Source organism: Caulobacter sp. ErkDOM-C, assembly GCF_048541825.1.
Lineage (GTDB): Bacteria > Pseudomonadota > Alphaproteobacteria > Caulobacterales > Caulobacteraceae > Caulobacter.
The window spans coordinates 2,157,772-2,175,452 of record NZ_CP183332.1 but is presented as its reverse complement, the minus strand read 5'-3'; the positions used below and the strand labels follow the sequence as shown (position 1 = coordinate 2,175,452).

Here is a 17,681-nt window from a genome sequence, read left to right as displayed (position 1 = left end):
GATGGCCAAGGAACCGGGTCGCGTTAAAAAGCGCGAACGCAAGAACATCACCTCGGGCGTGGCGCACGTTAACGCCTCGTTCAACAACACCATGATCACCATCACCGACGCCCAGGGAAATACCATTTCCTGGTCCAGCGCCGGCGCGATGGGCTTCAAGGGTTCGCGCAAGTCGACCCCGTATGCCGCTCAGATGGCTGCGGAAGACGCGGGCAAGAAGGCTGCCGAGCACGGCGTGAAGACCCTCGAGGTCAACGTGTCGGGTCCGGGTTCGGGCCGTGAGTCGGCTCTGCGCGCCCTTCAGGCCGCAGGCATGACCATCACGACGATCCGCGACGTTACGCCGATCCCGCACAACGGCTGCCGTCCGCCCAAGCGTCGTCGCGTCTAGTACTTTTTAGACACAATTCTCCTTCGCCGGCTGCGCAAAACGCGGCCGGCGAGCCGCGTTCAAGGGATCGACCACGTGATCGAAAGAAACTGGAACGAGCTGATCCGTCCTGAGAAGCCGCAAATCGAGACTGGCGCCGACGCGACCCGCAAGGCGCGGATCGTGGCTGAGCCGCTCGAGCGCGGCTTTGGCGTGACGCTCGGCAACGCGCTCCGTCGCGTTCTGCTCTCGTCGCTTCAGGGCGCAGCCGTTACCGCCATCCAGATCGATGGCGTCGTACATGAATTCTCCTCGCTCGAAGGCGTCCGCGAAGACGTCGTCGACATCGTTCTGAACATCAAGCAACTGGCCGTGCGCATGCACGCCGAGGGTCCGAAGCGCATGACGCTTCGCGCCACCGGCCCCGGCCCGGTGACCGCTGGTCAGATCGAAACGCCTTCAGACATCGAAATCCTGAACCCCGACCACGTGCTGTGCACGCTGGACGACGGCGCCACCGTGCGCATGGAGTTTACGGTCAACACCGGCAAGGGTTACGTCCCGGCCGACAAGAACCGTCCGGAAGACGCGCCGATCGGCCTGATCGCCGTCGACGCCCTGTACTCGCCGGTTAAGCGCGTCGCCTATCGCGTCGAGCCTACCCGTCAAGGCCAGTCGCTGGACTATGACAAGCTGATCCTGGAAGTCGAAACCAACGGCGCCGTCACTCCGGTGGACGCCGTGGCCTACGCCGCCCGGATCCTGCAAGACCAGCTGCAGATCTTCATCACCTTCGAAGAGCCCAAGGCCAAGTCGGCCGACGAGGCCAAGCCTGAGCTGCCGTTCAACCCGGCGCTCCTGAAGAAGGTCGATGAACTGGAACTGTCGGTGCGTTCGGCCAACTGCCTGAAGAACGACAACATCGTCTACATCGGCGATTTGATCCAGAAGACCGAAGCCGAGATGCTGCGCACGCCGAACTTCGGCCGCAAGTCCTTGAACGAAATCAAGGAAGTGCTGGCTGGCATGGCGCTGCACCTGGGTATGGACGTGCCGAACTGGCCGCCCGAAAACATCGAAGACCTGGCCAAGAAGTTCGAAGACCAGATCTAAGACGAACTATATCGCGCTCGATCCGGGCCGCTCGCCACCCTTCGGGGACGGCGGGCGGCCTGGGCCTTTTGAAGCCGCAACTGCGGTGGAGGGCCCCGGCGCTTCGTTCTGACCCGGCTGGGAACAGGCTGGGATGGGTGACAATCAGCGCTAGATCGCGCCACTGCGGGCCAAGGCCCAGGAGACACTCCAATGCGTCACGGTAAAGCTCACCGTAAACTCGGCCGCACGTCCGCTCACCGCACCGCCATGTTCGCCAACATGTCGGCCTCGCTGATCAAGCACGAGCAGATCGTCACCACCCTGCCCAAGGCCAAGGAACTGCGTCCCTTCGTCGAAAAGCTGGTCACCCTGGCCAAGCGCGGCGACCTGCACGCGCGTCGTCAAGCCATCAGCATCGTTCGCGACGTTGAACAGGTCGGCAAGCTGTTCGCCGCCATCGGCCCGCGCTATCAGACCCGTCAGGGCGGCTACATCCGCGTCCTGAAGGCCGGCTTCCGCTACGGCGACAACGCTCCGCTGGCCGTGATCGAGTTCGTCGACCGCGACGTCTCGGCCAAGGGCAAGGATTCGGGCCCGGACTACTCGGCCCAAGCCGAAGACTAATTCTCAGCCCAGGCTGAACGGAAAAGGCCCCGGAGCGATCCGGGGCCTTTTTTGCGTTTTGGGGCCGCTGACTGGACAGATCGGTCGCCCTGAACCACTCTTCCGGGACCATATCCGGGGGCTCAATCCATGTTGCGCGCCATCCTTGCTGTCCTGGGCGCCATCGCCGCCAACATCATACTCGTGACGCTTTGCGAGATGGTCCTGAAGGCAGGCTTCCCACCGCCTCCGGGCCTGGATCTCAACGATCCGGCCCAGTTGAAGGCCTTCGCCCAATCCATGCCGCCTGCGGCTCTGGCCGGGCTTCTGGTCGGATGGGCGGTCGGCGCGTTCGGCAGTGCGGCGGCGGGCTTTCTGATTGCTCGCAAGGCCTGGGCGGCGTGGGTAGGGCCCGCTTTCAACCTGCTGGGCGTCGTGATGAGCATCACCATGATCCCGCATCCGCTCTGGGTGGCGGCCATCGGCGTGTTGACGCCCTTTGTGGCGGCCTGGAGCGCGCCGCGCCTGTGGGGCCCGCGTCTTGCGGTGTCGCCATCGCCTCCGGCAACGGACGCCTGACCGCTACTCCCGCGTCAGATCCTGCCGCTGGAACAGCACAATGGCCCCGGCCGTCAGCGCCGCGATCCAGCTGACCAGAACCAGCAGCGCCCAGCCGGCCGGTCCGCCGTCCGGCCCGGCATGCGATGGCGCGGTCACAAAGGCGCGCAGCAGGTCGGCGTCATAGGCGGGAATGGCCAGCACCTTCCAGGTCGGCTCCGGGCTCATGGCCCCGAGGGCGCCCGCCAGGATCGACTGGACGAAGCGAACCACCAGACAGACCACCACGGCGGCCATCGGCGAGCGCGTCACGACTGCGACGCAGGCGGCCAGGGCGGCCAGGCTCATCGCCTCCAGCCAGGTGACCACGAAGACGCCGGCGATTTCGGACAGGCCCAGGGCCGAGCCGACGATGGCCTTGGTGTTGATCGCCGCGCCGATCACGGCCGCCGCCAGGGTCAGCGCCACGGTCAGGACCAGGCTCCACATAATCGCCTCGCCGATGACAATCAGCTTGGCCGCCAGCAGGTTGAAGCGGCTGTTGCGCGGCGTGCGCAAGCGCCAGGTCTCCCAGCGATAGTCGCCGGCCAGGATCGAGGCCGCGCCGATCATCAGGAACAGCGCCGCCATGGTCGAGGCGCCGTTGCCCAACGCCTTGATGACCTGGACCGCCAGATCGATGGTCGCGCCCGGCATGGGCCGCTTGATGATGTTGCGGACGAACAGGTCGCCGCCGATGGCGAGGAAGAAGCCCACCAGCGGCGCGAAGCCGAAGCCCCAGAACAGGGCCGAACGGTCGCGCAGCAGGCGGAAGCGTTCAGCGGCGATGGCGTCGGCCAGCATCAGGCGGCTCCTTCCGGGGTGGCGGCCGTGGGCGCCTGGCCCAGCGATTTCAGATAGACACCTTCAAGGTCGACCTCGCGCCAGCGAGCCTCGACGATCTCGGCGCCGGCCTCGACCAGGGCGCGGATCACGGCGGGCGCCTCGGCGCGCGGAATGTCGGCCAGCACGGCGTCGGGTCCATCGGCCTCGCCGCGATCACCCAGCACCGCCAGGACCGGGGCGAGGGCGGAGGCCAGGGTCAGGCGCAGGCGGGCTTCCCCGGCGGTGAGTTCAGCCACGCCGCCTTCCGCCACGACCTTGCCGCGCGACAGGATGGCGACGCGATCACAGACGCGCTTGACCTCGTCCAGCTGGTGGCTGGCCAGGATGACCGTCACGCCCTCGCGTTTGGCCAGATCGACGATCAGGGCGCGGATCTCCTGGATGCCGGCCGGGTCCATGCCGCTGGTTGGCTCGTCCAGGATCACCAGTTCAGGCCTGGTCAGAAAGGCGGCGGCCAGGCCCAGGCGCTGCTTCATGCCGACCGAGAAGCCGCCGGTGGCGCGGTCGGCGGCATGGGTCAGACTGACCCGCTCCAGCCAGGCGGCGATGTCGGGGTTCTGAAACCCGCTTTCGAGGGCCAGCATCTGCAGCGTGTCGCGCGCGGTCAGATAGGGCGGATAGCGCGGCGTCTCGATCATGGCGCCCACCCGGCGCAGGGCGGTCAGGTCGCCCGCCGGGGCCCCGAACAGTCGCGCCGAACCGCTGGTGGGGCGCACCAGACCCAGGGCGATCCGGAACAGCGTGCTCTTGCCGGCCCCGTTGGGACCCAGCACGCCGAACACGCCGCCGGCCGGTATGGCGATGGAAAGGTCGTCGAGCGCGCGAACGGTCCCGTAGGTCTTGGTGAGGCCGGTGGCCTCAAGGGCGATGCTCATGCGGATGCGACTTCCGTTACAGGAGAATCCTGCCGTTGGCGGCGACTATGAGGGTGCGGTTCTCGCCCGCCAAGTTAAGACGAGGTCATGCGCCGCTGTCGCAAGCCCCTGTCACACGCGCCTGTCACATGGGCGAGACGTCCGGCTGGCATCGACGCCGCACGACTGTCGAAAGGGTTGCGCCATGAAGAGCCTGTTCCGCCTTGTGTCCCTTGGGGCGACCCTGGCCGTCGCCCTGGTGCTGTCGGCCTGCGCCTCCATGCAAGCGGGCGGGGGCGAGGCCGCCGCGCCGCCCAAGAGCCGGCTCACCATCCTGGTGTCCAGCGACGGCTTCCGGGCCGACTATCTGGGCCAGGGCGACACCCCGACCCTGGACGCCCTGGCCGCCGACGGCGCGCGCGGCGCCATGCGGCCGTCCTTCCCGACCCTGACCTTTCCCAATCACTACACCCTGATCACCGGCAAGCGGCCCGACCGCAACGGCATCGTCAACAACGTCATGGAAGACAAGACGATTCCCGGGGTGCGCTTCTCGATGTCCAACGCCGACGCCGTGCATGACCCGCGCTGGTGGAGCCAGGCCTGGCCGCTGTGGGTCTCTGCCGAGAAGCAGGGTCTGAAGGCGGCGGCGATGTTCTGGCCCGGCTCGGAGACGCAGATCAGCGGCGTGCGTCCGTCGCGCTGGATGGCCTTCAACCAGGCCATGCCGTCGAATGACCGGGTCGATACGCTGCTGGCGTGGCTGGACGATCCCAAGGGGCCTGAACTGCGGCTCTCCACCCTGTATTTCGATGTCGTCGACACCGAGGGCCATCACTATGGACCGGGCTCACCGCAGGCCCGCGCCGCCGTGGCCGAGGTGGATCAAGCGATGGCGCGGCTGGTCGAGGGCCTGAAGGCGCGCGGCCGGTTCGAAACGACCGACATTGTCTTCGTCGCTGACCATGGCATGGCCCCGGTTCCGCCGTCCCAGCGCTGGCCGCTGGACGACGTGCTCGACCTGTCCACGGTCAGGCTGGTCACCACCGGCGCGGTCGTCGGCCTGACGCCGCTGCCCGGCTTCGAGGCGCAGGTCGAGGCGGCGCTGCTCAAGCCGCTGCCGCACCTGACCTGCTGGAAGAAGGGCCAGATCCCCGAGCGCTATCACTACGGCCGCAATCCGCGCGTGCCGGCCATCGTCTGCCTGTCGGAGACCGGCTGGTATGTGACGACCCGCAAGATGATGGAAAAGCCCGGCAAGTGGGAGGGTCTGGACGGCGGCCAGCACGGCTTTGATCCCTATGACCCGGCCATGCGCGCGGTGTTCATCGCCAGGGGGCCGTCGATCAAGCCGGGCGTGGTGCTGCCGGTGTTCGACAATGTCGACGTCTATCCGCTGCTGGCCAGGATCTCGGGCGTGAAGCCTGAGAAGGGCGACGGCAGGCTGAAGGTTGTGGGGCAGGCTCTGAAGTAGGTTCCATTAGCCGCTCTTCCCGGCGAAAGCCGGGATCCAGATCGAACCCGGGGAGCCTTGGGTTTGGCTCTGGTCGAAGGCGCGTCGACTTCAGACGCTCAGGCGGAATCTGGGCCCCGGCCTTCGCCGGGGAGAGCCGAGTTTTCCCCGAAGCTTGCGCACATAGTTTCGATATGCGTTAAATATCGTCGATATCCGACAGGAGCGACACCATGGCTGACTGGCGTCCCAACCTGATCTCGGCGGTGTGCTACCGCGATCCCAAGGCGGCTCTGGTCTGGCTCGAAAAAGCCTTCGGCTTCGAGCTGGTCTTTCTGGTCGAGGACGCCGACGGCAATCTCGGCCATTCCGAGATGCGCTTCGGCAATGCCTGCGTGATGATCGGCAACGAGTGGAGCGACGATCACCAGAGCCCGGCCTCGATCCACGGCAAGAACACCCAGACGGTGCATATCCAGCTGAGCGAGGGCGAACTTGACGCCCACTGCGAGCGCGCGCGGGCGGCGGGCGCCGAGATCATCGTTGAGCCCGCGACGCAGTTCTACGGTGATCGCACCTATCGCTGCAAAGATCCTGAGGGTCACATCTGGACGGTGGCGCGCACCGTTGAGACGGTTTCGGTCGAGGAGATGGAGCGCCGAACCGGCCTGAAGATCACAGGGCAGGGCTGAGCCAGAGCCAAGCGTGACCACGTCTATCGACCGCACCCTGGCCGCCCTGGCCGATCCGCATCGCCGCAGGGTCGTCGACCTGCTGCGTCAGCGACCGCATCGGGCTGGAGAGTTGGCGCAGGCCGTTGGCCTGACCCCGCCGGCCATGAGCCGCCACCTGCGAGCCCTGCGCCAGTCGGGTCTGGTCGAGGAGAGCCACCCCGATTTCGACGCCCGCGTGCGGGTCTATCAGCTGAGGGTGGGGCCCATCGACGAGCTCAAGGCCTGGCTGGAAATCGCGGAAACCCACTGGATCGGCCAGCTGTCGGCGCTGAAGGCGCACGTGGAGGGCTCATGAGTTCGCGAGTCGTCGTCGCCCTGCGCATCAAGGCCCCGCCGATGCGGGTGTTCGAGGCCTTCACCCAGGAGATCGCTGCCTGGTGGCGGCCCAATCCGCTGTTCGCCTTCACGCCCCGGTCGCCGGGTGTCATGGCCTTTGAAGCCGTCGAGGGGCAGGGCGAAGGCGGTCATCGTCTGGTCGAGCGCCTGGCCTCGGGCAAGGTGTTCGAGGTCGGCACGGTGCGGGTCTGGGAGCCGGGCCAGCGGCTGGTGGTCGGCTGGCGGCAGGCGACCTTCGCCCCCGACATGGACACCGAGGTCGAGGTCCGCTTCGAGGCGGTTGAGGACGGCACGCGGGTGACCGTCGAGCATCGCGGTTGGGACAGCGTGCCGACCGCGCACGTGGCGCGCCACACCTTTCCCAATGACCTGTTCCTGCGCCGGCACGGGGAATGGTGGCGCGATCTGCTGGATGGCCTTGCGGTCACGGCGGCGGACCGGCAACTAGGGCGCGCCGGGGAGCACGACGCATGACTCAGACCATCACGGGCGGACGCCGAAAGGCGGCGCTGGGCTTTATCTTCGTCACCGCCTCGATGGACGTGCTGTCGCTGGGCGTCATGATCCCGGTGCTGCCCGAGCTTGTGAAGCGGTTCAACGGCGGCGACACGGCCGACGCCGCCCTTTGGAACGTGCTGTTCGCCACCACCTGGGGCGTGATGCAGTTCATCTGCGCGCCGATCCTGGGCCTGTTGTCCGACCGCTTTGGCCGTCGCCCGGTGATCCTGACCTCGATCTTCGGCCTGGGTGTCGACTTCCTGTTCATGGCCTTCGCGCCCAGCCTGTGGTGGCTGTTTGTCGGCCGGGTGTTCAACGGCATGACGGCGGCCAGCTTCTCGACTGCCGGGGCCTATGTGGCCGACGTCACCACGCCGGAAAATCGCGCCAAGGGTTTTGGCTTGATGGGGGCGGCTTTCGGCGTCGGCTTCACCTTCGGTCCGGCTCTGGGCGGCTGGCTATGGCAGTTCGATCACCGCCTGCCGTTCCTGGTCTGCGCGGCCCTGGCCCTGTGCAACTGGCTGTACGGCTATTTCGTGCTGCCCGAGTCCCTGCCGCCTGAGCGCCGGATCAAGACCTTCGACTGGAAAAAGGCCAACCCGCTCGGCTCGCTGGCCCTGCTGCGGAGCAAGCCTGACCTGCTGGGCCTGGCCGGTGTCGGCTTCCTGTTCCAGCTAGCCCACAACGTTCTGCCGTCGGTTTTCGTGCTGTATATGGGCTTTCGCTATCAGTGGTCGGTCCAGACCATCGGCCTGACCCTGATGGCCAGTGGCATTTCCGGAATTCTGTTGCAGGCCCTGCTGGTCGGCCGGATCGTCAAGGCGGTGGGCGAGCGCGGCGCGCTGCTGATCGGCCTGTTCTGCGGCTTTGTCGGCTTTCTGATCTACGCCCTGGCCCCGACGGGCTGGCTATATCTTTGCGGTCTGCCGATCTTCGCGTTCTCGGGTCTGATCCAGCCGGGATTGCAGGGCCTGATGACCCGCCGGGTCTCGCCCCAGCAACAGGGACAGCTGCAGGGCGCCAATTCGGCGATGATGGGCATTACATCGATCATCGGGCCGACGCTGTATCTGGCGCCGTTCGCCTGGGTGGTGCGGCACGACGCGACCCTGCATATGCCCGGCCTGCCGGTGCTGATCGCCGCGGCGCTGATGCTGGCCGGCACGGCTCTGGCGTTCCGTTTCGCCCACCCTATCTCAGCCGAGCCGCGCCCGGCCTGACCGGTCAGGACGCCGCGCGGCCATTAATGCGCCCGAAAGCTCAGGCGATGTCCGGGTCGCTTCCAAGGAGACGCTCCACACCCATGCGAGCCCATCGCGCTTTGTTCCCCGCCCTGATCCTGCTGGCGGCCTGTTCGCCGCAAGGCCCGTCCAGCGCCCAGGCGATCCCGGACCTGGCCCAGCCCACCCGACGTGCGCCCAGTGATCCGGCCTCGATGAAGGCCTCGTTCTCGCCGGTCGTGAAGAAGGCCGCCCCGGCCGTGGTCAATGTCGCCAGCCGCCGGGTCGTGCGGACCCAGGCGCGGGATCCGTTCTGGGACATGTTCATGGGCGGCGGCGGCGTGCCGCGCGAACAGGTGCAGGGCTCGCTGGGCTCAGGCGCCATCGTCCGCGCCGATGGGGTGATCATCACCAACCATCACAATATCGAGGGCATCGTCGAAGGCCGCGGCGAGATCACCGTCCAGCTGGCCGACCGTCGCGAGTTCATCGCCACTGTCCTGCTCGATGATCCGCGCGCCGATCTGGCCGTGCTGAAGATTGACACCAAGGGCGAGCGGCTGCCGGTCATGGCCATCGACGATCAGGAACAGCTGGAGGTCGGCGATCTGGTGCTGGCCCTGGGCAATCCGTTCGGCGTCGGTCAGACCGTGACCAACGGCATCATCTCGGCCATGGCCCGCACCGATGTCGGCGCGGCCGATTTCGGCAGCTATATCCAGACCGACGCCTCGATCAATCCGGGCAATTCCGGCGGTCCGCTGGTCGACATGGACGGCGACCTGATCGGCATCAACACCTTCATCATCTCGCGCTCGGGCTCGTCCAGTGGGGTGGGCTTCGCCATTCCCGCCGCCGTGGTCAAGCAGGTGGTCAACGCCGCCCTGGGCGGCGGCCACAGCGTGGTGCGGCCGTGGCTGGGCGTGAAGGGCCAACCCGTCACCGCCGAGATCGCCCGCAGCCTGGGCATGCCCGCGCCGCGCGGCGTGCTGGTGGCCCAGGTCTATCCCGGTTCCTCGGCCGACAAGGCGGGGCTGCAGGAAAGCGACATCATCCTGTCGATCGACGGTAGCGTCGTGAATGACGAGGGCGGCGGCGCCTTCGCGATCGGCACCCACAAGGTCGGTGACCGCGTGCCGATGGTCATCCGCCGCGGCGAGCGCGAGCAGACCCTGACCGTCCGCGCCGAGGCCGCGCCCGAAAGCCCGGCCCGGGACGAGAAGACCCTGACCGGCCGCAACCCCTTCGACGGCGCCACGGTGCTGAACCTGTCGCCGGCTGTGGCCCAGGATCTGGGCGCCGACCCGTTCGCGGGCCGGGGCGTGCTGGTCAGCAAGATCGGCCAGGGTTTCGCGCTGAGCGCCGGCCTGCGTCCCGGCGACTTCATCCGCGAGGTCAATGGCCGGCCGATCAACACGGTCTCTGACCTGGCCGCTCTGTCGAACAGCGGCGGCCGGGCCTGGACCGTGACCATCGAGCGCGGCGGCCAGCGGATCACGGCGCGGTTCAACACCTGATCTCAAGCCTCGAAGATCGGGGGCTATCCCTTGATCTTCGAGGCGATGGACCAGCAGTGGCCGAACGGATCGACGATCATGCCGAAGCGGTCGCCCCAGAACTGGTCGGCCAGAGGGAAGCGAATGGTCGCACCGGCGGCCACAGCGCGGTTCCACCAGACATCGGCGTCGTCGACCTGCAGGTGTAGGGTCACCGAGGCTGGCGGGGTAAAGGGCGCGCCGCCCATCATTTCGGAGAAGTGGTCGGAGACCATCACCCAGGCGCCGTTGATCAGCATTCGCGAGTGCATCAGCCGCTCGCCGTCGTCGGCGGTGTTGCGGAACGTCTCCTGAGCGCCGAAGGCCTGTTGGTAGAAGGCGACAGCGGCCTTGGCTCCGACGACAGAAAGATAGGGCGTGACCCCATCTTCGGGGCCGCGTGTCGGATCGCCGTCGTTGGTCATGGTGGTTCCTCCCGGGATTTCGTAAACCTGCGCCCATGTCCGATCTTTTCCAAGCCGCCGGCCTGACGCCGCATGCGCCGACGCCGCTCGCCGAGCGTCTGCGGCCCCAGACGCTGGACCAGGTGGTGGGGCAGGAGCACCTGCTGGGTCCCGAGGGGCCGATCGGCCGGATGGCGGCGGCCAAGCGCCTTTCGTCGATGATCCTGTGGGGCCCGCCCGGCACCGGCAAGACCACCATCGCCCGCCTGCTGGCCAAGGCCGGCGGCTATGAGTTCCAGCAGATCTCGGCGGTGTTTTCGGGCGTCGCCGACCTGAAGAAGGCCTTCGAGCAGGCGCGCGGCCGACGCATGGCCGGCCAGAGCACCCTGTTGTTCGTCGACGAGATCCACCGCTTCAACCGCGCCCAGCAGGACGGTTTCCTGCCGTTCGTGGAGGAGGGGGTGATCACCCTGGTCGGGGCCACCACCGAGAACCCGTCGTTCGAGCTGAACGGCGCTCTGCTGTCGCGCTGTCAGGTCTTCGTGCTCAAGCGCCTGGATGAGGACGCGCTGGAAGCCCTGCTGGCCAAGGCTGAAGCGGTCGAAGGCCGCAAGCTGCCGCTGGATCCGGAGGCGCGCTTCACCCTGATCGCCATGGCCGACGGCGACGGCCGCTACCTGCTGACCCTGACCGAGACCCTGCTGTCGGTCGGCACGGACACGCCGCTCAATGCCGTGCAACTGGGCCAGTTCCTGCAGAAGCGCCGGCCCGCCTACGACAAGAACCGCGAGGAGCACTACAACCTCGTCTCGGCCCTGCACAAATCGGTGCGGGGCAGCGATCCGGACGCGGCGCTCTACTGGCTGGCGCGCATGCTGGAGGGCGGCGAGGATCCGCTGTTCATCGCGCGGCGCCTGGTGCGGATGGCGTCCGAGGACATCGGCGCGGCCGATCCGCTTTCCCTGCTCCTGACCACGGCCGCCAAGGACGCCTTCGACTTCCTGGGCAGTCCCGAGGGCGAACTGGCCCTGGCTCAGTGCGTGGTCCACATGGCCAGCGCCCCCAAGTCCAACGCCGTCTACACCGCCTTCAAGGCCGCCAAGCGCGCCGCCAAGGAGACCGGCTCCCTGGCCCCGCCGGCCCATATCCTCAACGCCCCGACCAAGCTGATGAAGTCGCTCGGCTATGGCGATGGCTACGCCTACGACCACGATGTCGAGGGCGGCGTCTCGGGCCAGAACTACTTCCCGGACGGCATGGCGCGGCCCCGGTTCTATGAGCCCAAGCCGATCGGCGCTGAGGCCAAGGTTCGGGAACGGCTGGACGCGTGGAACAAGCTGCGCAAAGACGGGCGATGACCACGCGTCCCCCCCGCCGTCCGCCCCTCGCCCCCAAGCCCAAGGCCTCCGACGCTCCCATCACCCTGACGGACTACGAGATCGCCCTGGCGCGGTCCTGGGTGATCCATGAGGACGACAGCGTCATCGTGCTGAACAAGCCCGCCGGCCTGTCCAGCCAAGGCGGCCGCATCCAGGCCCATACGCTGGACGACCTGCTGTGGACCTTCGCGCGGCCCGGCCGTCCGCGTCCGCGGCTGATCCACCGGCTGGACCGCGACACTTCCGGCGTCATCCTGACCGCCAAGACCAAGCCGGGGGCGGCGTTCCTCGGCAAGGCCCTAATGGGCAAGCGCTTCCGTAAGTCCTACATGGCCATCGTCGCGCCGGGCGCGCCGGAGCCCAAGGGCGGCATGATTGACAGTCCGCTGCGCCGCGAGTCGATCGGCCGCGAGGCCTATATGCGGGTCTGCCTGCCCGACCACCCCGACGCCGAGACTGCCCGCAGCCGCTATCGCACCCTGTCGTCCAACGCGACGGCGGCTTTGGTGGAACTGTCGCCGGACACTGGCCGCATGCACCAGCTTCGGGTCCACATGGCCTCGATCGGCCGGCCGATCTCGGGCGACAGCCGCTATGGCGGAGCGCTGATGCTGGGCGGGACGGCGGTTCCGCGCCTCATGCTGCACGCCGCCCAGCTGGTGTTTCCGCATCCCGAGGGCGGCGAGCGCCGCATCGCCGCGCCGGTCCCGGCCGATATGGTCGCCATGCTGGAAAAGCTTGGCCTGCCGCTTCCGGAACAGCGCGCCTAGCCAAGCCGTTTGACCGTCAGGAGAAACGCCATGAAACGCCTCGCCGGTCTGGCCCTGTCGCTCATGCTGCTCGGCGGCTGCGCCAGCGCGCCCACGCTCTATGCCGCCAGGGTCACGCCAACCAGCGTCGGCTATTCGGAGTTTCGGCTGGAGCCCGGCCGCTACCGCGTCACCTTCCAGGGCGGCCCCGGCGCGCCCGTCGAGCAGGTTTCAGACTATGCCCTGCTGCGCGCAGCGGAACTGGCCGTGCGCGACGGCTATGACTGGTTTCGGGTGTCGGATCGCCTGATCTCGAGCACGGGCGCCGGTAATGGACCGCGCCTGTCGGTGGGCGCGGGTTCCAGCCGCTATGGCGGCCACAGCGCGATTGGCCTGGGCCTCGGCACAAGCTTCGACCTTGGCCCCGGACCCGCCGTGACGAGCTCGCTGGAAGTGGTGTTCGGCAAGGGCCCGGCGCCGCGTGACGCTGACGTCTATATCGCCCAGGCGATCATCCGCTCGGTGGGCTACGGCCGCAGCAGGATCTAGGCGGCCGCCGCCGTCCTGGCTGACAGCGGATGGTTGGCGCGCAGGGCCGCGTGGGTCAGGCCCGCCGTCTCGGCCGCCGCGAAATAGCCATCGGCGGGCAGGCCCTGCAGGGTGGTCATCGGCGCCACGCCCTTGGCGTCGCGGCCGAAGTTCATGATGTCGGTCGCGATCTTCTCGGCCGGACCGGCGAGGTCGGAGGCGTCCAGCGTCAGGCCGCTCAGGCGCGCCTCTTTCAGGCCGCGCAGGGAGTCCTTCTCCGGCGGCACCCGGGCGATGACGCCGCGTGTCAGGGCCTTGAGCAGGCCAACCACTTCCAGCAGGCGGCCCGCGGGCGTACCGCGGGTGATATCGACCAGCTCGATCATCACGCCGCCGCGCAGCAGGGCCAGCGACAGGCCCGGCGTCCCGGTCAGCATGTCGCGGCCGCGCTGGGTGCCCAGGGTGCGGAACGAGGCCGGCAGGATCAGGTCAGGAACGTTGTGGCCCTGGGCACCGCGCGCGAACACGGCGGCATACTTCAGGGTCGCCTCGTCGATAAAGGCGATGTCGCGGTCGGGCAGGCGGGTGATCGCCCGTGCATTGGCCTGACGCCCGCTGGCCAGGTGGGTGACCACCGGCTCTATACGGATCGCCGTGGCCACGTTGCGGCGCAGGCTGATCACATGTTCCAGCGTGAAGTCGACCCGCAGGGCCGCGCCGCCGGCGGTGGTGAAGGCCACTGGCGTGCGGCGCGCCTCGTCGCCGGCCTCCACCGCGCGACGCACCGGCGAGCGCTGGGAGTCGCGACGACCCCGGGCCGCCAGCACCGTGGCCGCGTCGATCCGGCGGCAGATGGCCTCGCCGCCGTTCAGGCCGATGACCGCGCTGATGCCCAGATCGCTCATGTCGACGGAGCCCAGCAGGTGGGTCAGCACGTCTTCGAGGATGCGGACGCTGGTGGCCTGGGCGGCCAGGCCCTGGTCGCTGTTCATGGCGATCAGGAATTCGCTGTCGGAAATGCGGGCCCGCATGTCGTTGCGGTCCAGGTGTTCGGCCAGCTTGCGCTCGACATAGGTCCAGACATCGCCGCGCTTCTGCGACCACCAGTCACCGGCCCAGGCGCGAATGGCCCCGACGCTGATGACGTTCACCGAGCCGCGCGCGATCAGCTCGCTCCCGGCCAGCCGGTGCAGGACCGGGGCGGGCAGAGCGAGACGCTGGGTCGTATCGTCCTGGGCGTTGCTGTCGAAGGGCATGGGGCTCGGTTCACAAGAGGAGCGGCCAGAATGCCGTCGGCACGCTTAACCTCTCGTTCGGAAAGAAGGTTTCCAGCGATGTTCACCGTGAAGAAATCCGTGCGCGACTTGGCGTTCGGCCCCGCTCGGCGCATAAGGAGCCAATGACCAAACTGCTTCTCGTAGCTGCCGGCGGCGCCGTCGGCTCGGTCGCCCGCTATCTGGTGGGCGCCCAGGCCCTCCGGCTGATGGGATCGGCTTGGCCTTACGGCACCTTCGCGGTGAATGTGATCGGTGGTTTCCTGATGGGCGTGCTGGCCTCGTGGCTGGCGCACCGGGGCAACGCCAACCACGAACCGGTCCGCCTTTTGCTCGCCGTCGGCGTCATGGGCGGCTTTACGACCTTCTCGGCCTTTTCGCTGGAGACCGCGCTGATGATTCAGAAGCGCGACTACAGCCAGGCCTTCACCTATTCCGCCGCCAGCGTGCTTTTGTCCGTGGCGGCCCTTTACGCGGGCCTTCTGATCGCCCGCAGGATGTTCGCGGCATGAAAGAAGTACGCACGCTCTATGTGGACGCGGGCGAGGACGGGAGCCGGGTGGACCGCTGGTTCAAGCGCCGCTGGCCCCACCTCAACCACATCCAGCTCAACAAGCTGTTCCGCTCCGGCCAGGTGCGGGTCGACGGCTCGCGCGTGAAGGCCGACACCAAGCTGGCGGCCGGCTCGCAGGTGCGCGTGCCGCCACTGCCCGACGCGCCTGATCCCGACGAGAAGCTGGTGCTGTCCAAGCGCGACATCGCGTTTGCCAAGTCGCTGGTGCTTTACGAGGACGAGGAAGTCCTGGCCCTGAACAAGCCCGCCGGCCTGGCCGTGCAGGGCGGCACCAAGACCACCCACCACATCGACAAGCTGCTGTCGGCTTGGGGCGAGGGCGTCAACCGGCCCAAGCTGGTCCACCGCCTCGACCGCGACACCTCGGGCGTGCTGCTGCTGGGCAAGACCCCGGCCGCCGCGGCGCGCCTGTCGGGCTCGTTCGCCAAGCGCAAGGCGCAGAAGACCTATTGGGCCATCGTTCAGGGCAATCCGCACCCGGTCGAAGGCGTGATCGAGCTGCATCTCGCCAAGCGCGGCGTCGGCGACCGGGAACTGGTCGTGCCCGCCGAACCCAAGGACAAGGACGCCCAGCCGGCCGAGACCGAGTTCGTCTCGATCAGCCGCGCCGGTCCGCGCGTCACCTTCATGGCCCTGCGACCGCACACCGGTCGCACGCACCAGCTGCGCGCCCACATGAAGGCCATCGGCCACCCGATCCTGGGCGACCCCAAATACAGCGACGAGAAGTCGACCCAGCTGTCGGAAGGCCTGAAGCTGCAGCTGCACGCCCGCTCGGTGATGCTGCCGCACCCGTCGGTGGGCATGCTGTTCATCGAGGCGCCGATCAGCCCCGAGCTGAAGGCGGGCTTCGCCAAGTTCGGCTTCTCTGAAGACGAGGCCGATCAGGATCCGTTCGCAAAGAAGCAGATCAAGCGGCGATGACGGCGGAGGTCGTTCGGCAAGCCTGGACGCTTCTGGACCAGGGCCGCTCGACCGACGCGGTCGCCCTGACTCGCGCGCCTGCGGCTTCGCCGCTGGCCGGCGCCGGGATGCTGATCGTTCATGCGGCGGCGCTGAAGGGCGTCGACCGGCATGACGAGGCGCTGGTCTTTAACCGCCGGGCCGTGGCCGCCACGCCCAATGACCGGATCGCCTGGTACAATCTGGCCGCCACCCTGGGTGACCTGGCTCAGGCGGACGAGGGCGAGGCGGCGATCCGCAAGGCCATCGCCCTGGGCCTCGACGCGCCTGAAGCCTGGCTGGTGCTGGGCCGCGCCCTACAGGGTCAGAGCCGCTACGACGAGGCCGAGGCCGCGTTCAGGGCGGCCATCACCCGCCGGGACGGCTTCAGCGAGGCCCATCGCAACCTGGCCCAGCTGCGCTGGATGCGATCGGGCGATCTGGTCCTGGCCCTGGAGGCCCTGACAGCTTCGCTGGCGCGAAATCCGGCTGACAGTCAGCTGATCCTGCTCAAGAGCACGGTCGAGGAATTCGCCGGCGACAAGGCCGCCGCCTTCGCCACCCTGAACAACGCCCTGATCCGCCAGCCGAACGACGCCCTGCTGTTGCTGGCCGCCTCGCACATGGCCGGCGAGATCGGCCAGGCCGACGCCATGCTCGCTCACGCCCAGGCCGCCGAACGCCTGGTCCCGCAGGCCCCCCAGGTGCTGATCGCCCTGGCCGAGGCCCATCTGGCGGTCGGCGATGCGGCCGCCGCGTCCCAGACCGCCGAACGCCTGAGGGCCATCGCGCCGCTGGATCAGCACGGCCTGGCCCTGCAGTCGACCGCCTGGCGATTGTCAGGCGATCCGCGCGGCGCGGTGCTGAACGACTACGAAGGCCTTGTGCGGGCCTACACCCTGCCGACCCCGGAGGGCTGGGACAGTCTGGACGCCTATCTGGGTGCCCTGCGTGCGCGGCTGGCCCAGCGGCACGACCTCAAGACCCATCCGCTGCAGCAGTCCCTGCGCGGCGGCAGCCAGGTTCCCTCGCTGCACCAGTCGCCCGACCAGCTGTTCCAGGCCTTCTTTGCCCAGGTTCGTAAGGTGGTGGCGCGCTATCTGGCCGACATCGGTCCCGGCGATGACCCGCTGCGCGCCCGGGCCGGCGGTGATTTCCGGGTCAGCGGCGGCTGGTCGGTGCGGCTGTCGCCCAACGGCTTTCACGCCGACCACGTGCACCCGCAGGGCTGGATTTCGTCGGCCTTCTATCTGGACCTGCCCGGCGGCGTGGCCGATGAGGACAGGCGCGAAGGTTGGATCAAGTTCGGCCAGCCCGGCTGCGCCACCCGACCGGCCCTGGAGCCCGAGCACGAGGTGCGGCCGCAGCCAGGAATGCTGGTGCTGTTCCCGTCCTACATGTGGCACGGCACCCGGGCCTTCACCTCGCCAGAGCACCGCCTGACCCTGGCGTTCGACGTCGTGCCTCGGTAAATCCGAGCGCCCTAAGCCCGAGGCCCAAACCCGGCCGTTGGCGCCGAGAGCGGACCTTGCGATCGGCTGTTGGGGGTGGTTTGGGGACGTTGCTCCCTCTCCCATAGGGAGAGGGTTGGGGTGAGGGGTTACGGCGTTCGACGGAGTGCCGGCACGCCGTCAGGCCTCGTAACCCCTCACCCTCCCACCGCTTCGCGGCGGGCCCCTCCCTCTCCCTA

General features: G+C 68.1%; 20 protein-coding genes and 1 pseudogene. 17 read left to right on the top strand and 4 right to left on the bottom strand.

What is annotated here, in order from left to right; genetic code table 11:
- The first annotated feature begins 1 nt into the window (after window position 1).
- The 4 genes from rpsK (at window position 2) to ACN2C8_RS10585 (ending at window position 2,647) form a co-directional block, all read left to right on the top strand.
- The gene (gene rpsK / locus ACN2C8_RS10600) at window positions 2–391 is read left to right on the top strand and encodes a 30S ribosomal protein S11 (RefSeq protein ID WP_035049391.1); all 390 of its coding nucleotides are present in this window, start codon (window positions 2–4) and stop codon (window positions 389–391) included.
- Between the two features lie 75 nt (window positions 392–466).
- Window positions 467–1,483, top strand: a complete 1,017-nt coding sequence (locus tag ACN2C8_RS10595) for a DNA-directed RNA polymerase subunit alpha (protein WP_062145568.1) — start codon at window positions 467–469, stop codon at window positions 1,481–1,483.
- A gap of 192 nt (window positions 1,484–1,675) precedes the next feature.
- Window positions 1,676–2,089 (top strand): 50S ribosomal protein L17, encoded by a 414-nt coding sequence (gene rplQ, locus ACN2C8_RS10590; protein ID WP_419251717.1) that lies wholly within the window; start codon window positions 1,676–1,678, stop codon window positions 2,087–2,089.
- Between the two features lie 129 nt (window positions 2,090–2,218).
- Window positions 2,219–2,647: a hypothetical protein gene (locus ACN2C8_RS10585; RefSeq protein WP_419251716.1), complete on the top strand. Its 429-nt coding sequence runs from the start codon at window positions 2,219–2,221 to the stop codon at window positions 2,645–2,647.
- Between the two features lie 3 nt (window positions 2,648–2,650).
- Here ACN2C8_RS10585 and ACN2C8_RS10580 read toward each other — a convergent pair whose 3' ends face one another.
- Window positions 2,651–3,469, bottom strand: coding sequence for an ABC transporter permease (locus ACN2C8_RS10580; protein ID WP_419251715.1), 819 nt, complete (start codon window positions 3,467–3,469; stop codon window positions 2,651–2,653).
- The gene (locus ACN2C8_RS10575; RefSeq protein ID WP_419251714.1) at window positions 3,469–4,386 is read right to left on the bottom strand and encodes an ABC transporter ATP-binding protein; all 918 of its coding nucleotides are present in this window, start codon (window positions 4,384–4,386) and stop codon (window positions 3,469–3,471) included. Before ACN2C8_RS10575 ends, ACN2C8_RS10580 begins: the two co-directional genes overlap by 1 nt.
- Window positions 4,387–4,570: 184 nt before the next feature.
- On the opposite strand from ACN2C8_RS10575, the gene ACN2C8_RS10570 reads away from it, so the two are divergent.
- From ACN2C8_RS10570 to ACN2C8_RS10545, 6 genes are all read left to right on the top strand, one after another.
- Entirely contained in the window at window positions 4,571–5,839 is a 1,269-nt protein-coding gene (locus ACN2C8_RS10570) for an ectonucleotide pyrophosphatase/phosphodiesterase (protein ID WP_419251713.1), read from the top strand.
- 212 nt (window positions 5,840–6,051) lie between these two features.
- Entirely contained in the window at window positions 6,052–6,510 is a 459-nt protein-coding gene (locus ACN2C8_RS10565) for a VOC family protein (RefSeq protein ID WP_419251712.1), read from the top strand.
- A gap of 13 nt (window positions 6,511–6,523) precedes the next feature.
- The gene (locus ACN2C8_RS10560) at window positions 6,524–6,847 is read left to right on the top strand and encodes an ArsR/SmtB family transcription factor (protein WP_419251711.1); all 324 of its coding nucleotides are present in this window, start codon (window positions 6,524–6,526) and stop codon (window positions 6,845–6,847) included.
- Window positions 6,844–7,362, top strand: a complete 519-nt coding sequence (locus ACN2C8_RS10555) for an SRPBCC domain-containing protein (RefSeq protein WP_419251710.1) — start codon at window positions 6,844–6,846, stop codon at window positions 7,360–7,362. Before ACN2C8_RS10560 ends, ACN2C8_RS10555 begins: the two co-directional genes overlap by 4 nt.
- Window positions 7,359–8,606, top strand: coding sequence for a TCR/Tet family MFS transporter (locus ACN2C8_RS10550; RefSeq protein WP_419251709.1), 1,248 nt, complete (start codon window positions 7,359–7,361; stop codon window positions 8,604–8,606). The genes ACN2C8_RS10555 and ACN2C8_RS10550 overlap by 4 nt, the downstream gene beginning before the upstream one ends.
- A gap of 47 nt (window positions 8,607–8,653) precedes the next feature.
- Complete coding sequence (locus ACN2C8_RS10545; protein ID WP_419251708.1) at window positions 8,654–10,123, top strand: Do family serine endopeptidase; 1,470 nt, start codon at window positions 8,654–8,656, stop codon at window positions 10,121–10,123.
- A gap of 23 nt (window positions 10,124–10,146) precedes the next feature.
- Here ACN2C8_RS10545 and ACN2C8_RS10540 read toward each other — a convergent pair whose 3' ends face one another.
- Window positions 10,147–10,566 carry a VOC family protein gene (locus ACN2C8_RS10540; RefSeq protein WP_419251707.1) on the bottom strand — a complete coding sequence of 140 codons (420 nt, stop codon included), beginning with the start codon at window positions 10,564–10,566 and terminating at the stop codon, window positions 10,147–10,149.
- Window positions 10,567–10,601: 35 nt separating this feature from the next.
- Here ACN2C8_RS10540 and ACN2C8_RS10535 point away from each other — a divergent pair, with 35 nt between their 5' ends.
- From ACN2C8_RS10535 to ACN2C8_RS10525, 3 genes are read left to right on the top strand one after another with little or no spacing between them, the layout of a single operon-like run.
- Window positions 10,602–11,903: a replication-associated recombination protein A gene (locus ACN2C8_RS10535; protein WP_419251706.1), complete on the top strand. Its 1,302-nt coding sequence runs from the start codon at window positions 10,602–10,604 to the stop codon at window positions 11,901–11,903.
- Complete coding sequence (locus tag ACN2C8_RS10530) at window positions 11,900–12,694, top strand: RluA family pseudouridine synthase (protein WP_419251705.1); 795 nt, start codon at window positions 11,900–11,902, stop codon at window positions 12,692–12,694. Before ACN2C8_RS10535 ends, ACN2C8_RS10530 begins: the two co-directional genes overlap by 4 nt.
- A gap of 30 nt (window positions 12,695–12,724) precedes the next feature.
- Complete coding sequence (locus ACN2C8_RS10525) at window positions 12,725–13,222, top strand: CC0125/CC1285 family lipoprotein (RefSeq protein WP_419251704.1); 498 nt, start codon at window positions 12,725–12,727, stop codon at window positions 13,220–13,222.
- Here ACN2C8_RS10525 and ACN2C8_RS10520 read toward each other — a convergent pair.
- Window positions 13,219–14,457, bottom strand: a complete 1,239-nt coding sequence (locus ACN2C8_RS10520) for a hypothetical protein (protein WP_419251703.1) — start codon at window positions 14,455–14,457, stop codon at window positions 13,219–13,221. The genes ACN2C8_RS10525 and ACN2C8_RS10520 overlap by 4 nt on opposite strands.
- A gap of 143 nt (window positions 14,458–14,600) precedes the next feature.
- On the opposite strand from ACN2C8_RS10520, the gene crcB reads away from it, so the two are divergent.
- From crcB to ACN2C8_RS10500, 4 genes and pseudogenes are all read left to right on the top strand, one after another.
- Window positions 14,601–14,987, top strand: coding sequence for a fluoride efflux transporter CrcB (gene crcB, locus ACN2C8_RS10515; RefSeq protein ID WP_419251702.1), 387 nt, complete (start codon window positions 14,601–14,603; stop codon window positions 14,985–14,987).
- Window positions 14,984–15,973, top strand: a complete 990-nt coding sequence (locus tag ACN2C8_RS10510; RefSeq protein ID WP_419251701.1) for an RluA family pseudouridine synthase — start codon at window positions 14,984–14,986, stop codon at window positions 15,971–15,973. The genes crcB and ACN2C8_RS10510 overlap by 4 nt, the downstream gene beginning before the upstream one ends.
- Window positions 15,970–17,463: a putative 2OG-Fe(II) oxygenase gene (locus tag ACN2C8_RS10505; RefSeq protein ID WP_419251700.1), complete on the top strand. Its 1,494-nt coding sequence runs from the start codon at window positions 15,970–15,972 to the stop codon at window positions 17,461–17,463. The genes ACN2C8_RS10510 and ACN2C8_RS10505 overlap by 4 nt, the downstream gene beginning before the upstream one ends.
- 75 nt (window positions 17,464–17,538) lie before the next feature.
- Window positions 17,539–17,679: pseudogene (locus ACN2C8_RS10500) on the top strand (hypothetical protein); the annotation flags it as partial.
- Window positions 17,680–17,681 lie beyond the last annotated feature (2 nt).